Annotated in this window: 23 protein-coding genes; 17 read left to right on the top strand and 6 right to left on the bottom strand. The window is 64.0% G+C overall.

From position 1 onward, the window contains the following. Positions 1-8 precede the first annotated feature (8 nt). The 6 genes from U0034_RS23335 to rhaS all read left to right on the top strand — a co-directional run bounded on the left by U0034_RS23335 (position 9) and on the right by rhaS (position 6,143). The gene (locus U0034_RS23335) at positions 9-323 is read left to right on the top strand and encodes an L-rhamnose mutarotase (protein WP_085229702.1); all 315 of its coding nucleotides are present in this window, start codon (positions 9-11) and stop codon (positions 321-323) included. A 15-nt stretch (positions 324-338) separates the two neighbouring features. Continuing rightward, the gene (locus U0034_RS23330; RefSeq protein WP_085229701.1) at positions 339-1,247 is read left to right on the top strand and encodes an amidohydrolase family protein; all 909 of its coding nucleotides are present in this window, start codon (positions 339-341) and stop codon (positions 1,245-1,247) included. A gap of 146 nt (positions 1,248-1,393) precedes the next feature. Beyond that, a complete protein-coding gene (locus U0034_RS23325) occupies positions 1,394-2,920 on the top strand; it encodes a sugar ABC transporter ATP-binding protein (RefSeq protein ID WP_085229700.1) in 1,527 nt (508 codons plus the stop codon). After that, complete coding sequence (locus U0034_RS23320; protein ID WP_085229699.1) at positions 2,917-3,975, top strand: ABC transporter permease; 1,059 nt, start codon at positions 2,917-2,919, stop codon at positions 3,973-3,975. Before U0034_RS23325 ends, U0034_RS23320 begins: the two co-directional genes overlap by 4 nt. After that, positions 3,968-4,984, top strand: coding sequence for an ABC transporter permease (locus U0034_RS23315; RefSeq protein ID WP_085229698.1), 1,017 nt, complete (start codon positions 3,968-3,970; stop codon positions 4,982-4,984). Before U0034_RS23320 ends, U0034_RS23315 begins: the two co-directional genes overlap by 8 nt. A gap of 151 nt (positions 4,985-5,135) precedes the next feature. Then, positions 5,136-6,143, top strand: a complete 1,008-nt coding sequence (rhaS, locus tag U0034_RS23310; RefSeq protein WP_085229697.1) for a rhamnose ABC transporter substrate-binding protein — start codon at positions 5,136-5,138, stop codon at positions 6,141-6,143. A 68-nt stretch (positions 6,144-6,211) separates the two neighbouring features. Here rhaS and U0034_RS23305 read toward each other — a convergent pair whose 3' ends face one another. Both U0034_RS23305 and U0034_RS23300 read right to left on the bottom strand, forming a co-directional pair. Then, on the bottom strand, positions 6,212-6,937 hold the full coding sequence (locus U0034_RS23305; protein ID WP_085229696.1) for an alanyl-tRNA editing protein: 726 nt from the start codon (positions 6,935-6,937) through the stop codon (positions 6,212-6,214). Positions 6,938-7,057: 120 nt separating this feature from the next. Next, on the bottom strand, positions 7,058-7,900 hold the full coding sequence (locus U0034_RS23300; protein ID WP_085229695.1) for a helix-turn-helix transcriptional regulator: 843 nt from the start codon (positions 7,898-7,900) through the stop codon (positions 7,058-7,060). 302 nt (positions 7,901-8,202) lie between these two features. Here U0034_RS23300 and U0034_RS23295 point away from each other — a divergent pair, with 302 nt between their 5' ends. Further along, positions 8,203-8,841 (top strand): LysE family translocator, encoded by a 639-nt coding sequence (locus U0034_RS23295; protein ID WP_085229693.1) that lies wholly within the window; start codon positions 8,203-8,205, stop codon positions 8,839-8,841. A gap of 122 nt (positions 8,842-8,963) precedes the next feature. On the opposite strand, the gene U0034_RS23290 is transcribed toward U0034_RS23295, so the two are convergent. Together U0034_RS23290 and U0034_RS23285 are read right to left on the bottom strand one after the other, a co-directional pair. Beyond that, entirely contained in the window at positions 8,964-9,794 is an 831-nt protein-coding gene (locus tag U0034_RS23290; protein WP_254902579.1) for an expansin EXLX1 family cellulose-binding protein, read from the bottom strand. Further along, positions 9,791-11,344 (bottom strand): MFS transporter, encoded by a 1,554-nt coding sequence (locus U0034_RS23285; protein WP_085229691.1) that lies wholly within the window; start codon positions 11,342-11,344, stop codon positions 9,791-9,793. The genes U0034_RS23290 and U0034_RS23285 overlap by 4 nt, the downstream gene beginning before the upstream one ends. A 130-nt stretch (positions 11,345-11,474) precedes the next feature. Here U0034_RS23285 and U0034_RS23280 point away from each other — a divergent pair, with 130 nt between their 5' ends. After that, positions 11,475-12,365 (top strand): LysR family transcriptional regulator, encoded by an 891-nt coding sequence (locus U0034_RS23280; RefSeq protein WP_085229690.1) that lies wholly within the window; start codon positions 11,475-11,477, stop codon positions 12,363-12,365. A gap of 86 nt (positions 12,366-12,451) precedes the next feature. On the opposite strand, the gene U0034_RS23275 is transcribed toward U0034_RS23280, so the two are convergent. Continuing rightward, complete coding sequence (locus tag U0034_RS23275; protein ID WP_085229689.1) at positions 12,452-14,332, bottom strand: sigma-54-dependent Fis family transcriptional regulator; 1,881 nt, start codon at positions 14,330-14,332, stop codon at positions 12,452-12,454. A gap of 327 nt (positions 14,333-14,659) precedes the next feature. Between U0034_RS23275 and U0034_RS23270 the strand changes: the two genes are divergently transcribed. From U0034_RS23270 to U0034_RS23230, 9 genes are all read left to right on the top strand, one after another. Next, the gene (locus tag U0034_RS23270; RefSeq protein ID WP_085229688.1) at positions 14,660-16,138 is read left to right on the top strand and encodes a benzaldehyde dehydrogenase; all 1,479 of its coding nucleotides are present in this window, start codon (positions 14,660-14,662) and stop codon (positions 16,136-16,138) included. Positions 16,139-16,186: 48 nt separating this feature from the next. Continuing rightward, on the top strand, positions 16,187-16,954 hold the full coding sequence (locus U0034_RS23265; protein WP_085229687.1) for a coniferyl-alcohol dehydrogenase: 768 nt from the start codon (positions 16,187-16,189) through the stop codon (positions 16,952-16,954). 196 nt (positions 16,955-17,150) lie between these two features. Continuing rightward, positions 17,151-18,125, top strand: coding sequence for a SphA family protein (locus U0034_RS23260; protein ID WP_407702978.1), 975 nt, complete (start codon positions 17,151-17,153; stop codon positions 18,123-18,125). A gap of 443 nt (positions 18,126-18,568) precedes the next feature. Next, complete coding sequence (locus tag U0034_RS23255; protein ID WP_085229751.1) at positions 18,569-19,717, top strand: methyl-accepting chemotaxis protein; 1,149 nt, start codon at positions 18,569-18,571, stop codon at positions 19,715-19,717. 8 nt (positions 19,718-19,725) lie between these two features. Further along, the gene (locus tag U0034_RS23250) at positions 19,726-20,094 is read left to right on the top strand and encodes a response regulator (RefSeq protein ID WP_085229685.1); all 369 of its coding nucleotides are present in this window, start codon (positions 19,726-19,728) and stop codon (positions 20,092-20,094) included. A gap of 26 nt (positions 20,095-20,120) precedes the next feature. Beyond that, entirely contained in the window at positions 20,121-20,444 is a 324-nt protein-coding gene (locus U0034_RS23245) for an STAS domain-containing protein (RefSeq protein WP_085229684.1), read from the top strand. Next, a complete protein-coding gene (locus tag U0034_RS23240; protein WP_085229683.1) occupies positions 20,441-22,531 on the top strand; it encodes a chemotaxis protein CheA in 2,091 nt (696 codons plus the stop codon). The genes U0034_RS23245 and U0034_RS23240 overlap by 4 nt, the downstream gene beginning before the upstream one ends. Positions 22,532-22,613: 82 nt before the next feature. Beyond that, the gene (locus U0034_RS23235; protein ID WP_085229682.1) at positions 22,614-23,423 is read left to right on the top strand and encodes a CheR family methyltransferase; all 810 of its coding nucleotides are present in this window, start codon (positions 22,614-22,616) and stop codon (positions 23,421-23,423) included. Positions 23,424-23,435: 12 nt separating this feature from the next. Beyond that, positions 23,436-24,512, top strand: a complete 1,077-nt coding sequence (locus U0034_RS23230) for a protein-glutamate methylesterase/protein-glutamine glutaminase (RefSeq protein ID WP_085229681.1) — start codon at positions 23,436-23,438, stop codon at positions 24,510-24,512. 256 nt (positions 24,513-24,768) lie between these two features. Here U0034_RS23230 and U0034_RS23225 read toward each other — a convergent pair whose 3' ends face one another. Continuing rightward, entirely contained in the window at positions 24,769-25,308 is a 540-nt protein-coding gene (locus tag U0034_RS23225; protein WP_085229680.1) for a chemotaxis protein CheW, read from the bottom strand. Positions 25,309-25,323: the final 15 nt, after the last annotated feature.

The following is a 25,323-nucleotide window of genomic DNA, read 5'->3' as shown; positions in this document are numbered from 1 at the left end:
GCGCAATCATGGAGACGATTGCTTTCCGGATGGTGCTCCACGCGGGGCAGCGCGACGAATACGAGCGTCGGCACCGGGAAATCTGGCCCGATCTCGCGGCGCTGCTGCATGAAGCCGGAATAAGCGATTACTGGATCTTCCTCGACGAAGGCACCCATCATCTTTTCGCGGTGCTCAAAAGAACCGGAGATCACAAGATGGATGCGCTTCCGGCTTCCGAAGTGATGCGCAGATGGTGGGCGTATATGTCGGACATCATGGAGACCGGACCCGACGGCGCGCCCGCTCGACAAACGCTGGTTCCGCTTTTTCATCTTCCCTGACAACGGGAGCGCGCCATGCAAGTCGTCGACGCCCACATGCATTTCTGGGACCTCGCCACGCATCATTATCCGTGGCTTGCAGAGCCGGGCACGTCGTTCGTGGGCGATGCGCGGCTGCTCAAGCACAACTATCTGCCCGGCGATCTCTTGCGCGATGCGGGCGATATCGAAGTCGTCAAGGCGGTTCATGTGGAGGCGAATCATGATCCGCGTGACCCTGTCGAGGAAACGCGCTGGCTGCAGTCGCTCGCCGATGCGGGGCAGGAAGCCGGGGGCGCTGCGCGCCGGCTGCCCGATGCGATCGTCGCGGCGGCCGATCTGGCCGCTCCCGATGCGGCCGAGACGCTGGCGGCACACGCCCGCTTCGCAAATGCGCGCGGTATACGGCAGATTCTCAATCGGCATCCGAATCGTTTGTACAACTACGTGGAGCGCGACTATCTGCGCGACGAAACGTGGCGCCGGCATTTCGGTCTGCTTGCGCGCTACGGGTTTTCGTTCGATTTGCAGCTTTATCCGGCGCAAATGAAGGAAGCCGCCCAACTCGCGGCCGCGCACCCCGACATTCAGATCGTGCTCAACCATGCCGGCATGTTCGTCGACCGCAATACCGTGACCGGATACCGCGAATGGCGCGACGGCATGCGCGCGCTGGCCGCACTGCCCAATGTGGCCGTCAAGATCAGCGGGCTCGCCATGTTCGACCATGCCTGGACGATCGAAAGCTTCCGGCCGTATGTGCTCGAAACGATCGATACGTTCGGCGTGGAGCGTGCGATGTTCGCATCGAACTTCCCCGTCGATCGTCTTTTCGGCGGGTACGGCGATCTCTGGCGTGCCTATGCCGAGATCGTCGGCGGGGCGGGCGAAGCGGAACGTCAGGCGCTTTTTCGTCGCAACGCCGAGCGCATTTATCGGATCTGAGGCGGCGCCGGTTATCGGTGTGCGGTTTGCGGCAACCGGCCGATGCCCGCCGCGGGTGCGTGTCCGTGTCCGGCAGGAACACGACCGATACCGCCAAACACAATGCAACACAAGCAGAACAGGTTCAGGAGACACGAGTGGAGACGATGGATCAGGCCGGCCAACGGCCGCGGCTCGAACTCAGGCGTGCGAGCAAGGCATTTGGCCGTGTTCGCGCGCTCATCGATGGCGATCTCACGCTATGGCCCGGCGAGGTGCATGCGTTGCTCGGCGAAAACGGCGCCGGGAAATCGACGCTCGTGAAGATTCTCGCGGGCGTTCACCGGGCCGATCGCGGGCAACTGCTGATCGACGGTATCGAGCGATCGTTTTCGGCGCCCGGAGACGCGCGCGCTGCCGGCATCGCCGTGATCTATCAGGAGCCGACGCTCTTTTACGATCTCTCGATCGCCGAGAACATCTACATGGGCCGCCAGCCCGTCGATCGCTTCGGCCGCATCGATTACGCGGCGATGCAGCGCGAGGTGGATGCGCTGCTCGGCTCGCTCGGTGTCGATCTGCGCGCCGGACGCTCGGTGAAGGGTCTTTCGATCGCGGACCAGCAAGTGATCGAGATCGCCAAGGCGCTGTCGCTCAACGCGAACGTGCTGATCATGGACGAACCGACGGCGGCGCTTTCGCTGCTCGAAGTCGAGCGTCTTTTCGCGATCGTGCGCAAACTGCGCGAGCGCGGCGTCGCGATTCTGTTCATCACGCATCGGCTCGAGGAAGTGTTTGCGCTGACCCAGCGCGTGACGATCATGCGCGATGGCGCGAAGGTATTCGATGCGCTGACGTCGACGCTCGATACATCGTCGATCGTGGCGAAGATGGTTGGCCGCGACCTCGATACCCTCTATCCGAAAGCCAACGTCGAGCCGGGCCAAACGCTGCTGAGCGTGCGCGGGCTCACGCGCGCGCACGTATTTCGCGACATCTCGTTCGACGTACGCGCGGGCGAGATCGTCGCGCTCGCGGGGCTGGTGGGCGCGGGCCGTAGCGAGGTAGTGCGCGCGATATTCGGCATCGATCCCGTCGATGCGGGCGAGGTGCGTGTGGATGGCGCACTGCTGCCGCCGGGCCGGCCCGCCGCCGCCGTGCGCGCAGGCCTCGCGCTTGTACCGGAGGATCGCCGCCAGCAGGGCCTCGCACTCGAGTTGAGCATCGCGCGCAACGCTTCCATGACGGTACTGGGCCGGCTCACGCGTTTCGGCTTGTTGTCGACGCGCGGCGAGATCGCACTCGCGGGCCTGTGGGGCCAGCGGCTGCGGCTCAAGGCCGCCGATCTGCTCGCGCCCGTGGGCACGCTCTCGGGCGGCAACCAGCAAAAGGTCGTGCTCGGCAAGTGGCTCGCCACGGGCCCGAAGGTGCTCATCGTCGACGAACCGACGCGCGGCATCGACGTGGGCGCGAAGGCAGAGGTCTATGCGACGCTTTCGAAGCTCGTCAGCGAGGGCATGGCCGTACTGATGATATCGAGCGAATTGCCGGAAGTGCTCGGCATGGCCGACCGTGTGCTCGTCATGCATGAAGGCCGCATCGGCGCCGAGCTGGCACGCGCGGAGGCGAGCGAAGAGCGGATCATGGCCGCCGCACTCGGTCAGCCTGGATTTCACCTGGGGTATGCAGCATGATCCGCCATTCGACGACACGCTCCGATTTGCTGCCGCCAACTGGCAAGCATGCGCGCGGCGCTCATGCCCGGCGTTTTACCGATGCGATTGTTCAGAGCCGGGAAAGCACGCTATTCGTGGTTTTGCTGCTGCTCGTAGGCACAACGGCGCTCGCGCGCCCGCAGTTTCTCAATCTTCAGAACCTGCGTGACGTGTTGCTCAATGTCTCGATCGTGAGCCTGCTGACGGCCGGCATGACGGTCGTGATCCTGATGCGCCACATCGACTTGTCGATAGGCTCGACAGTCGGCATCAGCGCCTATGCGATCGGCAGCCTTTATGTTGCGTTTCCGAATATGCCCGTGGTGGTGGCGCTGGGCGCGGGCGTGGCGGTCGGTGCTGCGGCGGGCACGGTCAACGGCCTGTTCGTCGCAATCGGGCGCGTGCCGTCGCTCGTCGCGACCTTGTCGACGCTCTACATCTTCCGCGGTGCCGACTATGCGTGGGTGCACGGCGGGCAGATCAACGCAACGAGCTTACCCGATGCGTTCTCGCGCCTCGCCACCGGTACGGTGCTCGGTGTTCCGACGCTGGCGTTGATCGCGGCAGTGGTGCTCGCCGCAATGTCGATGTATCTGAAGCAATTCCGCGCCGGCCGCGAGCACTACGCGATCGGATCCAATCCGGAGGCGGCGCGGCTTGCCGGCATTCGTGTCGAGCGCCGCGTATTCGCGGGATTCCTGCTGTGCGGCGCGATTGCGGGATTTGCGGGCGCGCTGTGGCTTGCCCGCTTCGGCACCGTGGACGCAAGCACAGCCAAGGGCATCGAACTGCAGGTGGTCGCCGCTGCCGTAGTGGGCAGCGTGGCCATCACCGGCGGGGCCGGTACGATCCTGGGGGCGACGCTCGGCGCGCTGGTGCTCGGCGTGATCAGTATCGCGCTCGTGGTGCTGCACGTCTCGCCGTTCTGGGAGCAGGCGATCGAAGGCGCGCTCATCGTCGCCGCGATTACCGCCGACACGCTGCTGGCCCGTTCGGTGGCCCGGAGCATGATGAGGAAGCGCGATCATGGTTGATTCGAAGCTCGAACGCGGCCGGCGCCGTCATACCGTCTGGCTGCATTGGGAAGCACTGCTGGTCGTGATTCTGATTGCGTCGCTGATGCTGGGGCGGGTGCTCTCGCCCGTGTTTCTCGATGCGTCGAACGTCGGCAATCTGTTGGCCGATCTGAGCGAAGTCGTGCTGATGGCGTTGCCGATGACGCTCATTATCGTGGCGGCCGAAATCGATCTCTCCGTGGCCTCGGTGCTCGGTGCGTCGAGTGCGCTGATGGGCGTGCTGTGGCATGCGGGCTTGCCGATGCCGCTCGTGATGACGATCGTGCTCGTGGCCGGCGCGCTTGCCGGTTGGCTCAACGGGCTGGCAATCGTGAGGCTGGGCCTGCCGTCGCTCGCCGTCACGATCGGCACGCTCGCGCTTTTTCGGGGGCTGGCTTACGTGCTGCTCGGCGACCAGGCCGTGGCCGACTTTCCGGCGGCCTATACGTTGCTTGGCATGCAGACGATCGGTGGGTTCATTCCGGTGCCGTTCGTGCTCGTCATCGTTTGCGCAGCGATATTCGCCGTCGTGCTACAGGCGAGCGCGTTCGGGCGCAGCCTCTTTGCGATAGGCGCGAATGCGGAGGCCGCCACGTTTTCAGGCATCGACGTGGCCAGAATCAAGCTGCGCCTCTTCGTGCTCTCGGGGGCGATGAGCGCGCTCGCGGGCATCGTCTACACGCTGCGCTTTACGAGCGCGCGTGGTGACAATGGCGAGGGCTTCGAGCTGTCGGTCATCGCGGCCGTCCTTTTCGGCGGCGTCAGTATTTTCGGCGGGAAAGGGTCGATGTATGGCGTGCTGCTTTCGCTACTTATCGTCGGTGTGTTGAAGAATGCGTTGACGCTCGTCGACGTATCGAGCGAGACGCTGACGATCGTCACCGGCGCGCTGCTGCTCGCGTCCGTGCTGATTCCAAATATGGCGGCGCGCTGGCGCGCCGCGCGGGATCGAAAGCTCGTCGCGCAATCGCAGCCGTCCATCAACTGATGGACCCATGACAGACCGTCGTTTTCGATGGCGTGATGGATGTAACAGGCGCGACGGACCTGATGATTCGATCGCCTGGCAGTCGGGTAGTGGATGTGATGCAGGAACCAGCGCGGACGACCCGTCCGTTCATTCAAAGAGGAGACAACTCATGTTCAGATCGTTAGGCCGTGCCGGCACGGTCGTGCTTTGTGCCGCGCTTGTCGGCATCGGCGCGACGGCGCATGCGGCGAGCATCAAGGAAGGACTCAAGATCGCATTCATTCCGAAGCAGATCAACAACCCGTATGAGGTGATCGCCGACAACGGCGGAATGGAAGCCATCAAGGAATTCAAGGGCGACGGAAAAGTGGTCGGGCCGTCGGATGCCGGTGCTTCGTCTCAGGTTCAGTACATCAATACGATGACGACGCAGCGGCAAAACGCCATCGTGATTGCGGCGAACGATGCGAATGCGCTCGTGCCGTATCTGAAGCGGGCCATGTCGCAGGGTATCAAGGTCGTGACGTTCGACTCGGATACGGCCCCCGACGGGAGGCAGCTTTTCGTCAACCAGGCGAATGCGGAGGGAATCGGCCGCGGGCAGATTCAACTCGTCTCCAAGCTGATGGGCGGTGAGGGCGAGTTTGCGATTCTATCGGCCACGCCGAATGCGACGAATCAGAACACCTGGATCAAATGGATGCAGGAGGAGCTGAAGAAGCCCGAGTATTCGAAGATGAAGCTCGTGAAGATCGCCTACGGCAATGACGACGATCAGAAGTCGTTCGTCGAAACGCAGGGCCTGTTGCAGGCGTATCCGAACCTGAAGGCCATCGTGGCGCCGACCTCTGTGGGGATTGCCGCCGCGGCGCGTTATATTTCGTCGTCGCCGAGCAAGGGCAAGGTCGCGGTGACGGGCTTGGGTACGCCGAATCAGATGCGCGCATTCATCAAGAACGGCACCGTCAAGGCGTTCCAGCTTTGGGACCCGGGCCAGCTCGGCTATCTGGCCGCCTATGCCGCGGCCAATCTCGCGTCGGGCGCGATCAGCGGCAAGGAAGGCGAATCGTTCGAGGCCGGCAAGCTCGGCAAGCGCACGATCGGTAAGGATGGCGAAATCATTCTCGGGCCGCCGACGACTTTCGATGCCGGCAATATTGACAACTTCAATTTCTGACGATCGGGGTTAGGCAAGGCCGTCGTGCACCGCGCCCGGCATCGAGCATCCGGGCGCAGGCGTAATCCTCATGCATTCGCCAGGCCGATTCGCACGCGCCGATTATGACGGCCCTTGTTGTCGATTTTCAGAATCCGTAGGGCACGTGATGCGCCCGTTTCGGCGAGATGTGTTCCGCCGCAGGCCTGCTTGTCGAGGCCGACGATCTCGACGATACGAATGAGCCCATCGGGTGTGGGCGGCGGTGCGACGGATCTGGACCGGATCAGCCCGTGCTCTTCGCGTGCCGCTTGCAACGGCACGTACAGACTCCGCACGGGCAGGCTCTGCCGGATCACGTCGTTGATCGGTTCTTCCAGTGCCGGTAACCGGTCATTGTCCGCGTCGGGCAAGTCGAAATCCATGCGGGCCGTGCCGTCGTCGTTCATCTGAACGCCGGTCACGAGCGCGCCGTCGAAAGCCTGGAAAACGAACGCATTGAGGATGTGCGTGCCCGTGTGGAGTTCGCGCATCATCTGGCGAAAGGCCGGATCGACCACGGCTTGCACCGTTCCTGCCACTTCCAGGGATGGGTCGGCCAGCATGGCCCACGTCCGGCCCGCCACGGATTCGAAGCCGGTCACCACCACTTCGCCGCCACGGTGGCGCAGCACGCCGCGGTCGGCCAGTTGACCGCCGCCGCCCGGGTAAAAAGGGCATTGAGCCAGAAGGACACGCCCCGGGTTGGTGTCGACCACGGTCGTTTCGACGGTAAAGATTTCGGGGTGCTCGTGATAGAACGCGCGTGCAGCCATGCTTGCTTCCTTCGAACGGTGATGGGATACCGCGGAAGTCTGGGCGGCGGGCCGGCTGGCGTATTGGCGAAAATTGCGCGAAGGATTACCCGCAAGCGATTACCCTCGAGCGAGGGCAGATCAACGCGACGCGTTGCCCGCCGATGCCATGGCGAATTGCAGCGGCGTGATGCCATAGCAGCGCTTGAAATGCCGGGTCAGCGCGCTTTGATCGTAAAAACCGGTGGCGGCGGCCACATGGGCGATGGGCATCGCGCGACTCAGATAGTGGCACGCGTGTTTCAGGCGGACCTGGGTCAGATAGGCATGCGGCGTCAGGCCGAGACAGCGCTTGAAGAGCCCAATGAGCTGAAATGGCGTCAGGCCGACCGCCGCGCTCAGTTCTTCGAGATGCAACTCCCGCGCATGCCGGTCATGGACGAGATCGAGGGCGATACGCATGAGCGCCTGATCGTGCGGCGGCGGTTCGATGCGCCCGCCGCCGCTGCCGTGCCGCAGATAGAGCCGCCCGAACGTCGAAAAGAGGAGTTCCTTTTTACGAAAGATGTCGCGGCCCTCTTCGAGTGCCCGGTGCAGTGTCAGAAAGCCGGCAATCAGGTCCTCGTCGCCGAACATGTTGGTCGTGAAGTAGGGCACGTCGTCGATGCCGAGGCCACGCGCGACCGCATCGATCGCCCCTTGCGTGAGATAGAACGAGCGATAGCGCCAGCGGTCGCTCCAGCCCATCCAGCCCGCGTGTGCCTCGGCAGGGTTGAACACGAAGAGCTTCGACGAGCGAGCTTCCTCCACCACGCCACGGCTCTTGATCACGGCACCGCCCGTCTCGGTCACCGCTATGACAAAACCGTCGTGCGAATGCGGCGCATACTGCTGTGTGGTGAAATCGGCGCACATCAGGCTCAGACCCGGCGTATGACGGTCCCACCAATAGCGCGATAGATTTTTTGGATCGCTGCGTGCCATGGTCGATTCCCCGATTCGATTCCCCGATTGACGGCCGTTGAACGGCTCGCCGGCATTGAACCTGAATAATGCCCAAATCTACTGCAATTGAGCGCCGCCGACGCTGGCCGGCAGCATGGCCAATGATAACGCTCGCGCGCGGCCCGCACCCGCGTCCCCGGGGCCGGTGAAATAGCCGCCGACGGGCGCGCGCGATCGGCGAATCGATTGCGGGCCTGAATGCCGGGGGCGGTTCGGGGCGCGTATCATGGCGCGATGAAACCGCCGAAACGGCGTCTTTTCCTCTTTCGAAGGAGCCTTCGATGACCGCATCAGCAGCCGTTTCCGCAATTCTTTTTGCACTGTGGCTCGGCGCAATGATCCCTGGCCCGAGTTTCGTTATCGTGGCGCGCAACGCAATCGGTTTGTCCCGCAACGATGGTCTTGCGACGGCGCTCGGCATGGGAATCGGTGGCATGTTTTTCGCGGGTGTTGCCCTGGCGGGCCTCTATACGCTGCTGCAGTCGGTCGAGTGGCTCTATATCGGCCTGAAGATCGCGGGCGGTGCCTATCTGATTCTCGTTGCGTCGAAGATCTGGCGCGGCGCCGCTCATCCGATCGCGATGGACGGCGAGCTTTCAGTTCGGCCCCGCAGCGCGCGTAAATCGTTTTGGATCGGGCTGAGCACCCAGCTCAGCAATCCGAAAACGGCGATCTGGTACGGCAGTATCTTCGCCGCGTTGCTGCCGCAGCACCCGCCCGTCTGGTGCTATTTCGCGCTGCCGCCGCTCGTCTTCGGTATCGAGTTCGGTTGGTACACCATCGTCGCGCTTTGCTTTTCGAGCAAAGGCCCGCGTGAAGTCTATCTGCGCGCGAAGAAATGGGTCGACCGGATCGCGGCCAGTGCCATTTCGGTGCTGGGTCTGAGACTGATTCTCACGGCTCCGAAAGTCGGCCTTTGACCCTGTTACGGTCGATGACGGTTCGAACAGAGGTCGAATTGCATTGAAGGCCGTTCACGAGGCACCGCTGCCCGCAAACCGTGCGGGCAGCGGGGCGGGTGCGAAGCGCGAGGCCGGCAGGCTCATCGATTGGCGCAAAAGCCGAACGAAGTATTGGCGCCTGCCTGCAGCACCTGATTCCATGCCACCCCACTGGCTGTCACCGTGCCACCGCTTTGCGACAGGGTGGCATTCCACGAGGTGTAAATCGTTCCGGCGCTGGCGAACGAGACGGTCCAGGTCAGGGGAACGGTATTTGGATTCGTCACCGTCACATTGCTGCAATAGCCTTGGCCCCAGTCGTTCGCCACGGAAACGCTCGCCGTGGCCGGCTGGGTTGCCGTGCTTCCGCTATCGCCGCTTCCACCGGACGAACCGCTGCTGCTGCCGTCGGCGGACGGCAGCAGTGCCGGGAACTGCTGCCCCAAATCGATCTCGGTGGTGACGGCCAGCGCCACGCCGGTGGCGGTGATGGTTTGGCCGAACACATCGGTGATCTGCAGGTCGTAGGGGCCCGGTCCCATTCCGCTGGGCGCCAGGAAATAGTTGTACGTCTGCCGCTCGAGCGGGATGTAGGCACCGGTGCTGCCACTCGCCCGGTAAGCCAAAGACGCGACGGGATTGCGGTGATCGCGCACCTGCACCGCGGTCCACCACTGGGAGGAGCCTTCCTTGAAATACAGCTTCATGGTCGGCGGCGCGCAGGAGACGTACTTCCAACTGATAGGAATTTGGCCTGCGCCGATCGGCGAGATCAGGGCGAAGGCCTCCTGCGACAGGTCGACGTTGCCGGCCGCGCATCCGGGGCAACTGTTGTCCACGCGCACGACCACTGACTGCTGAGTATTGAGGTTGGTTACCTCGATGCAGGCACCGCATGCCTGCGCGGTATTCGTCGACTCGCAGCGGGTTATTGCGAGCCTTTAACCCGGTTATCGCCTATGGCGGATTCCGATGCGTCGTGCGCCCGAACGCGGCTCAAGAACGCGAACACGGCAAGCGCACACAACAGGGTAATGATCGATAGCGCCCGCAGCAGCATTTCAAACGATGCCTGATAACTGGCCAGCAGCGCCGCGCGCGCCGTATTCGGCAAATTCGCCGCTGCATGCGCGAGATCGCCCGTTGCCAGCCGCGCGGAAGCATCGGCGAGCGCGGCCGACGGAATCTCCGGGCACTGCCCATGCAAGTGGGCCTGTACGAATGCGGCCAGAACGGCGCTCACGACCGCCAGCGCGATACCCTCTCCGGCTACGCGCGTGGTGCTGAATATGCCGGTAGCCATGCCGGCCCGCGATTTCGGCACGACGCTGACCGATAGCCCGTCCATGAGACCCCACGGCAGACCCGCGCCCGCCCCGATGGCGACCATTGCACCGAGCGCGGCCGAGTTTACGCCGGCGCTCAGTGTTTCACCGAGCATGTAGAGCGCCGCCGCAGCGATGCACAGCCCGATTCCCGAGATCGTGCCCGCCGAGAACCGGCGCGCGAGTGCGGCTGCCATGAAAGGGACGAAAAGCATGGGCGCCGAAAGCGCGAGCATCAGCCACCCTGCGTGCATTTCGTCGTGGCCGTCGATGCCGATAAAGCGCAGCGGCAGTACCACGAGCAGGACGACATAGCAATAACAGGTCGCGACAGGCAATACCTGCACGCCGACGAAACGCGGATAACGGAACAGCGAAAGATCGAGCATGGGCCGCGTCGCGCGCATTTCCACGGCGACGAAGGCAAGCCCGAACAGTATGCATGCTGCGAGCAGGGCGAGTACGGGGGGCGAAGTCCACCCGCGCGATGGCGCCTCGATGACGGCGCACGTGAAGCAGGTGAGCGCGGTCGTGAATGTCAGCGTGCCCGCCCAATCCAGGCGGCGGGCATGGGGATCGCGCGATTCGCGCATGCGTGGCACGCCGAACGCAAGCGAGAGCGCCCCGGCGAGCGCACCCGTTGCAAAGATCGCGCGCCAGCCCAGATGGGCGATGAGCCCGCCGGCCAGCAAGGGGCCAAACGCGAGCCCGATCCCGAACGTGGTGCCGAGCGCGCTGAACGCGCGGGTACGTGCGGCGCCCTCGAATTCCTGCGCAAGTGCGGCCGTGCCGCCCGCGAGCGCCGCAGCGGCGGCTACGCCCTGAAGCGCACGTAATGCGTCGACGGCCAGGATCGACGGCGCGAAGCCGAGAGCGAGCGAACTCAATGTAAATCCCGTCACGCCCCACGCGAAAACGCGCTTTCGGCCGAAGCGGTCGGCAAGCGTGCCCGCCGCCATCAGCAGGCTTCCGAATGCAAGCATGAATGCATTCGTGATCCAGTTCATCGCTACGGGCCCGCCGCCGAGATCGCGTGCGATTGCGGGCGTCGCCACGGCGCCGCCCGAAAACGCCAGCGGCAGCGCGAGCGCGGCCACGCACACGGCGCCGAGTACGACGAGCCGCCGCGTCGAATCGGAAGGAATGGTCGAATCCATCTTTGATCCTCGTGAAAGAGGGAAAAAAGATAATCCGGAATCAATTCGCGAAAAATGCGGTGCCGGTCCGTATATTGCGGAGTTATATTCCGCAATAGAGGGCGAGGAGCGAGGGCGGCAGGATCGGAAAATGGACAATTTGAACGGCATCGTTGCATTCGTGCGCACAGCGGAAACGCTCAGCTTCGTGGCGGCCGCGCGCAAGCTCGGCATTTCGGCCTCCGCGGTCGGCAAGACGATTGCGAAACTGGAGCGCTCGCTCGGCGTGCGGCTCTTTCACCGGACTACCCGCCGCGTCACGCTCACGGAAGAGGGGCGGCATTTTCACGAGCGCTGCCAGCGCATACTCGAGGAATTGCGCGACGCGGAGGCTGCGCTTTCGGAGGCCGCGCAGACGCCGCGCGGGCGTTTGCGCGTGAGCCTGCCCGTGATCGGCTATCGCTTCTTGCTGCCGGTGTTGCCCGCGTTCAGCGCACGCTATCCGGACGTCGAACTCGATCTCGACTTCAATGACCGGCTCGTCGACGTCGTCGAAAGCGGCTTCGACGCGGTGATCCGCAGCGGCTTGCTGCCGGATTCGAGCCTCATGTCGCGCCGGCTCGGGCCGTTTCGATTCGTTCTTTGCGCGTCGCCCGAGTACGTGGCGCGCTACGGGCTGCCTCGGGCGGTCGGGGATCTGCCGAAACATCGTTGTGTGCGCTACCGTTTCCCGACCACCGGGAAGCTTCAACCATGGGCACTCGAGCGCGACGGTAGCGAGCCGCCGAACCTGCGCGCGGCGATGGTCTGCAACAACATGGAGGCGCTGCGCGGGGCGGTGATCGCGGGATTCGGAATCGGCTTCATGCCGGACTTCCTTGCGCGCGAGGCGCTCGAGAGCGGCGCGCTCGTGACGGTGCTCGAGCAGCATCCGATCGCGCCGGGCCAGTTTTCGATTCTATGGCCGTCGAACCGGCAGTTGACGCCCAAGTTGCGCGTGTTCGTCGACTTCATGTGCGAGCATTTATTCCGTGACGCCTGACGGGCGCGGCGTTGCCTGGCGCGACTCGACAGCGGCATTGCCCGGCGATCCCCTATGCCTTCGGCGGCTGCGGCACAACGCGCAAATCAATGGTCACCGTTTCCCGCTGCTCGCCGTTGTAATCGGTAAGCCAACTGCGCGCGTGTGATACCCAGCGCGCGCGCAGCCGACGACAGATTTCCGCCGGCGCGCTCGACGGCTTCCTCCAATAGCGTTTGTTCGAGTACCGGCAGCGATGCCACGCTGCCGTGCTGCCGCTGGCTCCACGCGCTCACCAGATCCAGCAGCGTTTTCGATGGCGGCGCCGCGGCTTCCAGTCCCTCGTCGCGTCCCTCTTCGCGGGCGAGCGTTCCCACTTCACCGGCGATGGCCAACGACAACACTTCCTGGTCGAGCGTTTCCCCACTGATGAACATGTGCGAGAGATCGAGCAGTCCTTCCTGCGCGAGGATTACGCCGCGCTCCACCAGATTCTGCAGTTCGCGGATGTTGCCCGGGAAGCTGTAATTGAGCAGCGCTTTGATCGCGCGCGGAGTGAACCCGCGCACCGCAAGGCCATGTTTGTGCGCATACGTCTTCAGAAAATGGCTCATCAGGAGCGGGATATCGTCGCGGCGCTCGCGCAGCGGCGGCAAGTGGATCGGAAATACGTTGAGCCTGAAAAAGAGATCCTGACGAAAGCGCCCCTCGCGCACGGCCTGCAGCAAGTCCTCATTGGTGGCGGCCACCGCGCGCGTATTGACGCGCCGTGTCGCGCTCGATCCCACGCGCTCGAGTTCCCCTTCCTGCAGTGCGCGCAAGAGCTTGCCCTGCGCCACGAGACTCAAGGTGCCGATCTCGTCGAGAAAGAGCGTACCCTCGTGCGCCAGTTCGAAGCGCCCCGCGCGCGAATGCGTGGCGCCCGTATACGCGCCGCGCTCCACGCCGAACAGCTCGGCCTCCACCAGCGTTTCCGGAATGGCCGCGCAATTGATGGCGACGAACGGTTTATCCTGGCGCCGGCTGATCTGATGCAGCATGCGCGCGAAGCGCTCCTTGCCGACGCCCGACTCGCCCGTGAACAGCACCGTGGCATCGGTCGGGGCTACGCGCCGCAGCAGGTGGCACGCCGCATTGAACGCGGAAGAGGCACCGACGAGTGCCGGCCCGGATGACTCGTTCGCTCCGCGTTCCTCCTGCGCAGACCTCGCCCCATCGCTTGGCCCCGGCGCCGGTTCCGGACCGACTCCTGGCGCCGTCGCGACAGGTACGCTTGCGGCGAGCATGCCGGAGCCGACGAAGTCCTGCGCGTTCAGGTAGCGCAGGTCTTCGCTCGCGTCGTCCCACAGCTCCGCCGATTGGCCGATCACCCGGCACACCGCCGCGCCCATCGATCGACATTCCACTTCCCGAAAGATCACCAGATGCCCGAGCAGCGTGCTCACGTAGCCGATCGCGTAGCCGAGTTCCAGCCAGCAAGCCGGCGAAGTGCCTACACCGTAGGCATCGAGATGTTCGTCGTCCTCGCTGGAGTTGTGCCATAGGAACTCGCCGCGATAGCGGCCGCTTTCGGGGTTGTAGCTGAAGCTGACCGGCACGACCTTCACCACGCCTTCGAGCGTATGCAGCCGCGTGCCGGCAACGAAGATTGCCGACGGATCGGCATCGGACCAGCGTTCCCGCACGAGCCGCGCATCGTGCGCGCCCGATACATAGCCGGAGCGCGTGAGCAGCCCGCGCGCTTTGTCGATGCCGAGGCTGTCGATCAGTTCGCGGCGCAGCGTCCCCATCGCCCGGCTGTGCAGCAACAGCATGCGCTGATCGTTCAGCCAAATGCGGCCGTCGCCCGGCGAGAAGTACACGCATTCGCTGATGTCGGCCAACGTGGGCTGCGAATCGGCACTCCAGCGGTCGCTGCCGGCGGGGCAGAGCACGGTCCCGGCGATGCGCGCCACATCGGCGAGGGAAATACGGGGCAACTGCGCCATGAGCCGGTCCGGGAAGAGATTGTTCAAATGATGATGTCAGGAACCCTGATACTGTCCGTGCTTGCTCAAATCAGCAAGTCGGGGTTTTGCCTGAGGCACTGCTGCGTTGCGGGCAGCGCAGTGCTGCGCCGCGAGGAAATGGCCACGACGCAACGGCAGCGAGCGGTTGCTGCATGACAGCATGCGCGCACGCGGCTGCCGATGGCATAGCGCTTGCAATCGGGGGAGCCGGCAATCGGCGCCCGGCTCGAAAGCAGTAAGCGGAAGACCACGAGCCCCGAGCGGCCGGCCGATGAAGATCCCACCTCAGCAAAGGAGACACGATTGATGAATGCCCCGGAATCAATGCACTTTCTGGACGACGCCCAGTGGAACGGTCTGCTGTTCCTGGGGGAGTGGGTACCGCCCTTGCGCCGGCAGACCGTGGACGTGATCGAACCCGCCACCGGCCACCCGCTGACCTGCGTGGGTCTGGCCGAGGCCGAGGACATGAGCGCCGCCGCGCAGGCAGCGGCAGCGGCTCAACCTGCGTGGGTGGCCATGGCGCCGCGCGATCGCGCCGAGGTGTTCCGCCGCGCCGCCGCGCTGTTCTCGCAGCACTTCGATGAACTGTCTCTTGCCATCGCGCGCGAAACCGGCGGCGTATTGTTCAAGGGGCAGCACGAGGTGCGGGAGGCGATCACGCTGTGCCACCTGGCGGCCGGCATGCCGCTGGACCCGCAAGGGCAGGTGTTGGCCAGCCCCGCAGGCTGCCTCAGCTACGCGCGCAGGGCGCCGTTCGGTGTGGTGGGTGTGATTTCGCCGTTCAATTTCCCGCTCATTCTGACGCTGCGCTCGGTGGCGCCAGCGCTCGCGGCCGGCAACGCCGTCGTGGTCAAGCCGGATCTGCGCACGCCGGTGTCCGGCGGCTATCTCATCGCCCGCATCTTCGCGGAAGCCGGCTTGCCGGCCGGGCTGCTGCACGTGCTGCCGGGCGGTGCCGAGGCGGGCGAGGCGCTCGTCGCGCATCCGCGGGTACCGATGATCGCGTTTACCGGCTCGCCGGCAGTCGGCCGCCGCATAGGCGAGTTGGCGGGCCGCCACCTGAAAAAAGTCTCGCTCGAATTGGGCGGCGCCAACGCGCTGATCATCCTCGACGACGCCGACCTTGATCTCGCCGTCAGCAACGCTGCCTGGGCCGCATGGCTGCACCAGGGGCAGATCTGCATGGCGGCCAACCGCATTCTCGTACACGCGTCGCTGGCGGACGAATTGACAGCACGGCTAGTCGACAAGGCGCGGCATCTTCCGGTGGGCGACGGCGCGAGCGGAAAAGCGGCGCTTGGGCCGCTGATCGATCGCAAGCAATTGCAGCGGGTACATGCGCTCGTGCAGGACAGCGTGGCCGCCGGGGCGCGACTGCTGGCGGGCGGCACGTACGAACGACTGTTCTATCGGCCTACCGTGCTCGGGGGCGTGCGGCCCGGCATGCGCGTGTTCGAGGAGGAGGTCTTCGGGCCGGTGGCGAACATCATCGTTTTCCACAGTGACGACGAAGCGGTGGAACTGGCCAACAACAGTCAGGGCGGGCTGTCGGCCGGCGTTATCTCCGCGTCGGTCGGGCGCGCCATGGCGCTCGGGCAGCGCTTGCGCGTCGGAATGGTTCACATCAACGACCAGACCGTCAACGACGACTGCGTGAACCCGTTCGGTGGCCCCGGCATTGCCGGCAACGGCACGAGCGTGGGCGGCCCGGCCGACTGGGAGGAGTACACGCAGTGGCAATGGACCACCGTCAAGGCACGCGCGCCGCAGTATCCGTTGTGAAAAGACGTTGCTTGACGGCATCGAAATAAATCGAAGGAGGAGACAAGCATGAAACTGAACGACAAGACCATCGTCGTGACCGGTGCCTCGTCGGGCATCGGAGCCGAGACCGCGCGCCTGCTGCGCTTTCATGGCGCGCGTGTGATCGGTGTGGACCGCAACGCGCCGGGCATCAGCCTCGACGGCCATGTTCAGGCCGACCTTTCGACCATGGAAGGAATCGACAAGGCGGTCGCGCAGTTGCCGGCGCAAATCGACGGGTTGTGCAACATCGCCGGCGTGCCGGGCACGGCTTCGGTGGAACTCGTCGCGCGCGTCAACTATCTCGGCTTGCGGCAGTTGACGGAGTGCGTGTTGCCGCGCATGCCCGAGGGCGGTGCCATCGTCAACGTGGCATCGATCCTCGGCGCCGAGTGGCCTCAGCGCATCGACCTGCATAAGTCACTGGCCGAAACGCGCGGCTTCGAGGCTGGGGAAGCGTGGCTGAAAGGGCACCCGGTACCGCAAGCGACCTGCTATCAGTACTTCAAGGAAGCCCTGATCGTCTGGACGCTGACGCAGGCGCAAAAGCTCTTCCTGCAACGTGCCGTGCGCATGAACTGCGTGGCACCGGGGCCGGTATTCACGCCAATCCTTGGCGACTTCGTCGCGATGCTCGGCGCCGAGCGGGTGGAGAAAGACGCGCACCGGATGAAGCGTCCCGCGTATCCGGACGAGATCGCACCGGTCATCGCGCTGTTGTGCGCCGACGAAACACGCTGGGTCAACGGCGTCAACGTGCCCGTCGACGGTGGGCTTGCCTCCACCTATTACTAGCACTAGCGCGACATCGCTTTCGACGTTGGACGGCCGCGTGACGGAACGGCCGCGCTTTGCCCGCCATCCGGCTGGCGAGCGGTGTTCCGACCATTCATCGCAACATCGACAAGGTTTCGATCGACGCACTTGCCGCCCCATGCGCGCGGCCGGGGCGCGTGCGCGCCGCGCGATCGGACCATGCAGGAGACATTTTGTGAAGATCGACCGTATCAAGTGCATCAAGCACATCAGGACGCTGCTGCTCGCGAGCTGCGTCGCTGCTGCTTGTCAGACCGCCCGGGCCTTCGATGAGCCGTCCGTCAACATGGGCGGCACGAGCTTTTTCGATGGCGCTCCGCTGCCCGGCGGCCCGGGTTTCTACATGATCGAATACCTGACTTATTATTCGGCCAGCAAGTTGATGGACAACGGCGGCAATCAGTCGGCTTTTCCGCCGAAGCAAAAATTCGATCTGTTCGTCCCGGTCACTCAATTCCTCTATGTGCCGCAGGGCGCCAAGTGGGGCAACAAGCAGCTTGGTTTTCAGTTGCTCGTGCCGTGGGTGGCGTCGGCTCATGTCGATGACGGGATGGGCAACAGCGTGTTGAAAGGCACCCGGGGCATCGGTGACGTAACCGTGGGTGTCTCGCTGCAGTTCGATCCGATCATGGGCGCGCAGGGGCCGCTGTTTTCGCAGCGCTTCGAATTACAGGTGATCGCGCCTACGGGGCGTTACGACCGGACGGCCTCTGTCAGCCCGGGCAGCAACTTCTGGTCGCTCGATCCCTACTGGGCCTTCACCTTCTGGGCCACGCCGAAGCTGAGCCTCAGCGGCCGCTTCAACTATTTGTGGAATGCGCGAAACAGCGAGCCGAACGCCGCCTTCGGCACCGAAGCGACCTCCACTCAGGCGGGGCAGGCGCTGCACGCCAACGTGGCGCTCGAATACGAGTTCAAAAAGGGCCTCGTTGCGGGCCTGAGCGGCTATTGGCTCAGGCAGATCACCGACACGAAGGTGAACGGTACCGAGGTGCCGGGCCGGCGCGAGCAGGTGGTCGGGCTCGGACCCGCCGCCATGGTGGCCCTCTCGCCGAAGGACTTCCTGTTCGTCAATTACTACAGGGAGTTCGCGGTGCGCAATCGAACCGAGGGTAACAAGTTCCAGATCCGATACGACCATCATTTCTAAAGCTCGCCTTTCGCTTGGAGGACAAGGAAGCGAGCACGCCGGAAACGGCGGGCTCGTTTGCCTTTATCCATCGATTGAAATCGATTAACCCTTATCGAACCCTTAATCAGGGTGATCTCTGCGAAGAAAATGAAAGCGGAACGTTCGGGTGAGTGTTTCGGCACGGCCAAAGGAAATCCGCAGTCCAGGCCGAAGTAAGCAACGCATGTGAAGGGAGGCCGCTGCTTTGAGTAGGACGTTTCCTGTTTTGCCCATATGAAGAAAAGATCCCCAAGCCCATGCGGCCACGCCATGCGATTTTGCCGCGTTCGCCTCGCGGGTTTTCGGGTCACTCCCATCAAGAAAAACCCGCAGCGAACGTAAACGCGCTCATACCCGTTATTTTGTTTTCCGAAGACGGTGTGGCACTGATTTTATCGCCGCAGGAAAACATTTCGATTTTCATGACGCATACGCAAGATAAGTTTCTTTGGCTGGCAAGCCCGTTACTGGGCTGCGTGGCCGCGCTGGCTTGCCTGGCCCTATCGTCGTTCAGCATGGGCGGTGCGGCGCTGGGCCTGGCCCTCGCCCTCGCTGGCGTCGCGCTGGGTTGGCGACAGCGCACGGCCGACGCACGCATCGTGCGCGAGTTGCAGCGGTACTTCGAGAGTCAGCGCGCCTTCAGCGCGGATCTTGCGCCCGTCTGGGCGCGGCACATCGAATCCTCGCGCTCGCAAATGGAAACCGCGATTACGGCGCTGAGCGGCCGGTTTGGCGGCATCGCCTCGCGGCTCGATACCGTGCTGGGTGCTTCCTCCGGCGGCGCTGCCGGCGCGCCGGGCGGCAATGACGTTTATTCGGCCAGCGAACACGAACTGCAGGCCGTCGTTCAACGGCTGCGCGCCGCGGTAGACAGCAAAGCGGAAATGCTCGGCCAGGTGCGCCAACTGCACGGCTTCGTCGACGAATTGCGCGGCATGGTCGAGGCGATCGGGCTCATCACGCAACAGACGAATCTGCTCGCGATCAACGCGGCGATCGAGGCCGCACACGCAGGCAACGTCGGGCGCGGATTTGCCACCGTCGCGCAGGAGGTGCGCGCCCTGTCGCGCAAATCGAGCGAAACGGGAGCGAACATCGCCGCGAAGATCGAAACGATCCGTGACGCAATCGTTTGCGCGTGCCACGCCGCGGAGCGGACGGCCGAGCACGACACCGTTGCCATGTCCGATTCGCAGCGTTCCATCGAGCAGGTGCTCGTCCGATTCCGCGACTTCACTTCGTCGCTCGAAGCGTCCGCCGAATTACTGCGCGACGAGAGCCGCAGTATCAAAGTGGAAGTCTACGAGGCGCTCGTCCAACTGCAGTTCCAGGATCGCGTGAGTCAGATCATGCAGCACGTGAAGGCCAACATAGAACGTCTTCCCGAGGTGGTCGACCAACACTGCGCGCAATACGGTCAGGGCGCGGCGCCGCCGCCCATCGAGGCCAACGTACTGCTCGGCGAGCTGGAAAAGACATACGCCATGGCCGAAGAGCGGGCGCTGCATCAGGGCGACGCGAAAACCAGCACGCAAGCGGCTGAATCGAATTCCGACATTACTTTCTTTTGAGGGCTGTTATGGCAAAGACCATCTTGATCGTCGACGATTCGGCATCGGTGCGGCAGGTCGTGGGCATCGCGCTTCGCGGCGCGGGCTACGAAGTCATCGAAGGATGCGACGGCAAGGATGCGCTGGCGAAACTGCAGGGACAAAAGGTCCATCTGATGATCAGCGATCTGAACATGCCGAACATGGACGGCATTGCCTTCATCAAGGCCGTCAAACAGATGCCCGCCTACAAGTTCACGCCGATCGTGATGCTGACGACGGAAAGTCAGGACGCGAAGAAACGCGAAGGGCAGTTGGCGGGTGCAAAGGCGTGGGTCGTCAAACCGTTCCAGCCGCCCCAACTGCTCGCCGCTGTGGAAAAGCTGGTGTTACCTTGAAGCTCGCTGGCGACGGAGCACCGGCAATGGATGCCCTTCTTACCGTCCGCGTCGAGACCCCGCTGACGATCTATCACGCCGCAGAACTCAAGGAGCGCATGTTCGCTGCCCTCGAGCAGGGCGGCAGCGTGCGTTTCGACTTGTCCGCCGTGCCCGAAATCGACTGTGCCGGTGTGCAACTGCTCGTTGCCGCGCGACGCAGCGCGGCGGATCGCGCGCAAGCCTGCGAGTTCGTCGGTGCCGGCGATGCCGTGCGGGCAACGCTCGCACTGCTGGGCCTGCCGCAGGCATTGATGCAAGCCGAACCGTCTGGCGGGACGCTGCCGGCATTTCCAGAGAGCGCTTCATGAATATCGACGACGCACTGCAGACCTTCATCGCGGAAAGCCGCGAGTTGCTCGCACTGATGGAAAACGGCCTGCTCAGCATGCGAGACAGCGCCGATCCGAGCGACGAGATCAACGCCGTGTTTCGCGCGGCGCATACGATCAAGGGCTCGTCGGGGCTTTTCGGGATCGACGGAATCGTGGCGTTTACGCACGTGGTCGAAAGTGTGCTCGATCGCGTGCGCGACAACGAAATCCGCATCGACGAATCGCTGATCTCGTTGCTGCTCGCGTGCGGCGATCATATCGGGCTGCTCGTGGAGCTCACGGCGGAAACCGGGAATTGCGCCGACGAAGCGCTGCTCGCGCAGGCGCAGCCCCTCGTGGGCGCGCTCGGCCGCTATCTGGCCGCCTCCGGGGACGGCTCGCAACCCGCTCCCGATACGCGCACGGACAACGGCAGCGATGCGGCGGCAACGCCTGGCATGCAGCGCTGGCTCATTTCCTTGCAATGCGGCGAGCCGGTGTTGCGCAACGGGATGGACCCGCTCTCTATCATCCATTACCTTGCACGGCTTGGCGAGGTCACACGCATCGCGACGAACGTCGATGGTGTCCCCTCGCTCGAGGCGCTCGACCCCGAGGCCTGCTATCTGGCGTTCCATATCGAGCTGCTCAGCGATGCGGGCAGGCAGGCCGTGGAAGGTGCGTTCGAGTTCATCCGCGAGGATTGCACGCTGGAAATAACGGCTGCCGACGGCGAGCCTGCGGATCTGCCGAAGGAGCCGGCCGTCGTAGTCTCCCGCGAGCCGGTCGCGATGGCCGAAGACGATGGACGGCCGCCGGCCGCCCTCCACGCTGCCAACGCCGATACCGCAACCGCATCGGCGACAGGATCCGCACGCAGCGGCGCCCCCGCGCGCGAGGGCAAAGCGGCCGATTCTCACTCGATTCGTATCGACGCCGACAAGCTCGATCATCTGATCGACCTCGTGGGAGAGCTCATTACCGCCTCTGCGAGTACCGAGCTCGCGGCGCGCAAGGCTCAGAACAGCGAGTTGCGCGAATCCGCGGCAACGCTGACCGGCCTGATTCAGAAGGTGAGGGACAGCGCGCTGCAATTGCGCATGGTCAAGATCGGTGCGACGTTCAATCGTTTTCGCCGGGTCGTGCACGATGTGGCTCAGGAACTGGGCAAGCGCATCGAACTGGTGGTCGAGGGCGAAGAAACCGAACTCGACAAGACGGTGGTCGAGAAGATCGGCGATCCATTGACGCACCTCGTGCGTAATTCGATGGACCACGGCATCGAGCCCGCCGAGGTCCGGCGCGCACGCGGGAAACCGGAGCAGGGCACGCTGACGCTTAACGCCTTCCACGATTCCGGCTCGATCGTCATTCAGGTCAGCGACGACGGCGGCGGGCTCGATCGCGATCGCATCCTAGCCAAGGCGGTAGAACGCGGGATCGTGCCGCACGACGCCACGCTTTCCGACGACGAAATCCACGCGCTCATCTTCGAGCCGGGATTCTCCACGGCCGAACGGGTGACGAACCTGTCTGGGCGCGGCGTCGGCATGGATGTGGTCAAGCGCAACATCACGGCGCTGCGCGGCAGCATCGGTATCGACAGCCGTGCAGGGATCGGCACCACGATCTCGGTGCGGTTGCCGCTCACGCTCGCGATCATCGATGGGTTTCAGGTTTGCGTCGGCGATTCGATCTTCATTTTGCCGCTCGATGCGGTGGAAGAGTGTGTCGAGTTCTCGTCGAGCGGTGAGCACGACTACACCGATTTGCGTGGGCAAGTACTGCCCTTCATTCGGCTGCGCGAGCGCTTCGAACTCGAGGGCCCGGAAAGCGCGCGTCCGAACATCGTCGTCGTCAAGCACGCCGGCCAGCGCTTCGGGCTGCTCGTGGATCGCCTGCTCGGTGAAGCCCAGACCGTCATCAAGCCGCTTTCCAAGATGTTCGGCAAAGTGCGCGGCGTGAGTGGATCCACGATTCTCGGTAGCGGCGACGTCGCCCTGATTCTCGACATTGCCGATCTGATGGCCATGGCCGGACCCGCCGGAACGGTTTCCGGCAGCCCGGCACTCGCAGCCTGCTAGGCCGGGCCTTGGCACCTGAGTCGAATCGCGGCCCAAGCGCCCCGATGAAGCTGTTGTATTGACGAACCACGTAGCGACACCGATGGATGCGATCACCGATTCCGAATTCCGGCAGTTTCAGGCTTTTATTTTCGACGCGGCCGGAATCAGCCTCGCGCCGGCGAAGAAGGCGCTCGTCAGCGGCCGGCTGGCCAAGCGATTGCGTGCGTGCGAGCTCGAGAGCTACGGTGCCTACTTTTCGCTGATATCGAGCGATGCGCATCGGGCGGAGCGGCAGGTCGCCATCGATTTGCTGACGACGAACGAAACGTATTTTTTTCGCGAGCCGAAGCACTTCGAATTCTTGGCCACGGTTGCGTCCGAGGCGCGCGGCTCGATGTTTCGTACCTGGAGCGCCGCCTGTTCGAGCGGGGAGGAGGCATACAGCATCGCCATGGTGCTGGCCGACCGTCTCGCGGGCAGGCCTTTCGAGGTGATCGGTACCGACATCAGCACGCGCATGCTGCATGCGGCGCAACGCGCGCATTATCCCGACATTCGCGCGCGGCTCATGCCGGGCGATTACCGGAAAAGGTTCTGTTTGCGCGGCATGGGCGCACAAGAAGGCACACTGCTCGTCGAGCGCGGGCTGCGCCAGCACGTGCGTTTCGCGCAGGCGAATCTCGTCGCGCCTTTGCCCGATCTCGGGCGCTTCGATGTGGCATTCCTGCGCAACGTCATGATCTATTTCGACGCGGCCACGAAACGCGAGGTCGTCCAGCGCGTTTCGTCGCTGTTGAGGCCCGACGGTTATCTTTGTATCGGGCATTCGGAGACCTTGCACGACCTCGGCATCGATCTGATTCCGGTTTCGCCGTCGATCTATCGCAAGCCCGGCCGTGCCGGGAACTGAGGCTACGCCACGATGACGCGAATCCGTGTATTGATTGTGGACGACTCGGCAGTCGTCAGGCAGGTGGTATCCGGCATGCTGAAGGCGGCCGGCATCGAGGTGATGGATGCGGTCTCGGACCCGATCGCCGCGATGAGCCGTCTTGCGAACGGCTGGCCCGATGTCATTCTGCTCGACATCGAGATGCCGCGTATGGACGGCATTACGTTTCTCAAGAAGATCATGGCCGAGCGTCCGACGCCCGTCGTCATCTGCTCGACGCTGACCGAAAAAGGCGCGCGCACGACCGTCGATGCGCTGGCGGCCGGCGCGGTATCGGTGGTCGCCAAGCCGCGGCTGGGTCTCAAGCAGTTTCTGCTCGAGGCCGCCGACGAATTGACGTCGACGATTCGCGCCGCCGCGCGCGTCAATATCGCGCGGCTCGCGCGCCGGCATCCCGTTGCCGCGCCCGTGCCGAAGAACACGGCCGATGCGGTGCTGCCGCCGGGCGTGGCGGGCGCGCTGTCGCAAACGACGGAGCGGATCGTGGCGATCGGCACCTCCACGGGCGGTACGCAGGCGCTCGAAGTGGTATTGACGGCGCTGCCGCGCGTCTCGCCCGGCATCGTGATCGTGCAGCATATGCCGGAGAAGTTCACCGCCGCGTTTGCCGAGCGTCTCAACCAGATCTGCCAGATCGAGGTGAAGGAGGCCGCGCCGAACGACCGGGTAACGCCGGGGCGCGCGCTGATTGCGCCCGGAGGCAAGCATATGACGCTGCGGCGCAGCGGCGCGCAGTACATGGTCGACGTTATCGACGGTCCGCTCGTCAATCGCCATCGCCCGTCGGTCGACGTGCTCTTTCGCTCGACCGCGCGTTGCGCCGGCCGCAATGCGCTCGGGATCATCATGACGGGCATGGGCGACGACGGCGCGGCCGGGCTCGCCGAAATGCATGCGGCCGGCGCGCGTACGCTCGCTCAGGACGAAGAGAGCTGCGTCGTATTCGGCATGCCTCGAGAAGCGATCAAGCGCGGCGGTGTCGACAAGGTCATTCCGCTCGGCGCGATCAGCCAGGAAATTTCATCGGTTCAAGCTCACCGCTCGTGAGCGACTCGGCGCGTGCACCGCGTGCGGCGCATTCGCTTTTCGATCTCGCCGCTCTCTTCGTTTTCTGCACGGTATCGGGCTGCCCCCGGCGTGTTGCCGCAGGCGGTTATCGTCTTCACGCGCGGTTGAGTGCATCGAGGGTGGGCGAAATTTCGACACATAGAATGCATCGAGCCGCAACGGCGTCAACCGTTGCGGCTCGATCTTCGGTTTTTGAGTTTTTGGGTTTCGGGGCTTTTCGGTTTTGCGGCCGTCGTCAGTGTGAGGCGTCCGCTGCGCTTTGAAGCGCCACGATGTCGTGGGTCGACAGCACGTGCTCGAGCGCGAGCAGGATGACGAACCGGCCGCGCACCTTGCCCATGCCTCGAATGAAGTCGGCCCGGATATGCGAGCCGAAGGCCGGCGGCGGTTCGATCTCGGACGTGGGAATGTCGAGCACCTCGTTGACGGCATCGACCACGATGCCGATGTCTTGCCGCTCGCCCTGGACCTGGATTTCGACGATGACGATACAGGTGCGCCTGGTGACTTCCGACGAGGGCTTGCCGAAGCGCGACAGCAGATCCATGACCGGTACCACGGCACCGCGCAGGTTGATGACGCCGCGCGCGAATGCCGGCATCATCGGCACCGTCGTCAGCGCGGTGTAGCTGATGATTTCCTTGATCGACAGAATGCCGATGCCGTAGGCCTCGCCGGCCAGCATGAAAGTCAGCACTTGCGCCGGCTCGGCGGCGTTGGCCGCGGGCGTCGCAATCAGCGCCCGCGATCCGGAAGAAGCAGGAGTCGGGTTCATGATTCGGCGCTCCGC

This window comes from Trinickia caryophylli (assembly GCF_034424545.1).
Taxonomy (GTDB): Bacteria; Pseudomonadota; Gammaproteobacteria; order Burkholderiales; family Burkholderiaceae; genus Trinickia; species Trinickia caryophylli.
Note: the sequence above shows the minus strand (reverse complement) of the source record. Positions and strands in the feature narration are given on the sequence as shown.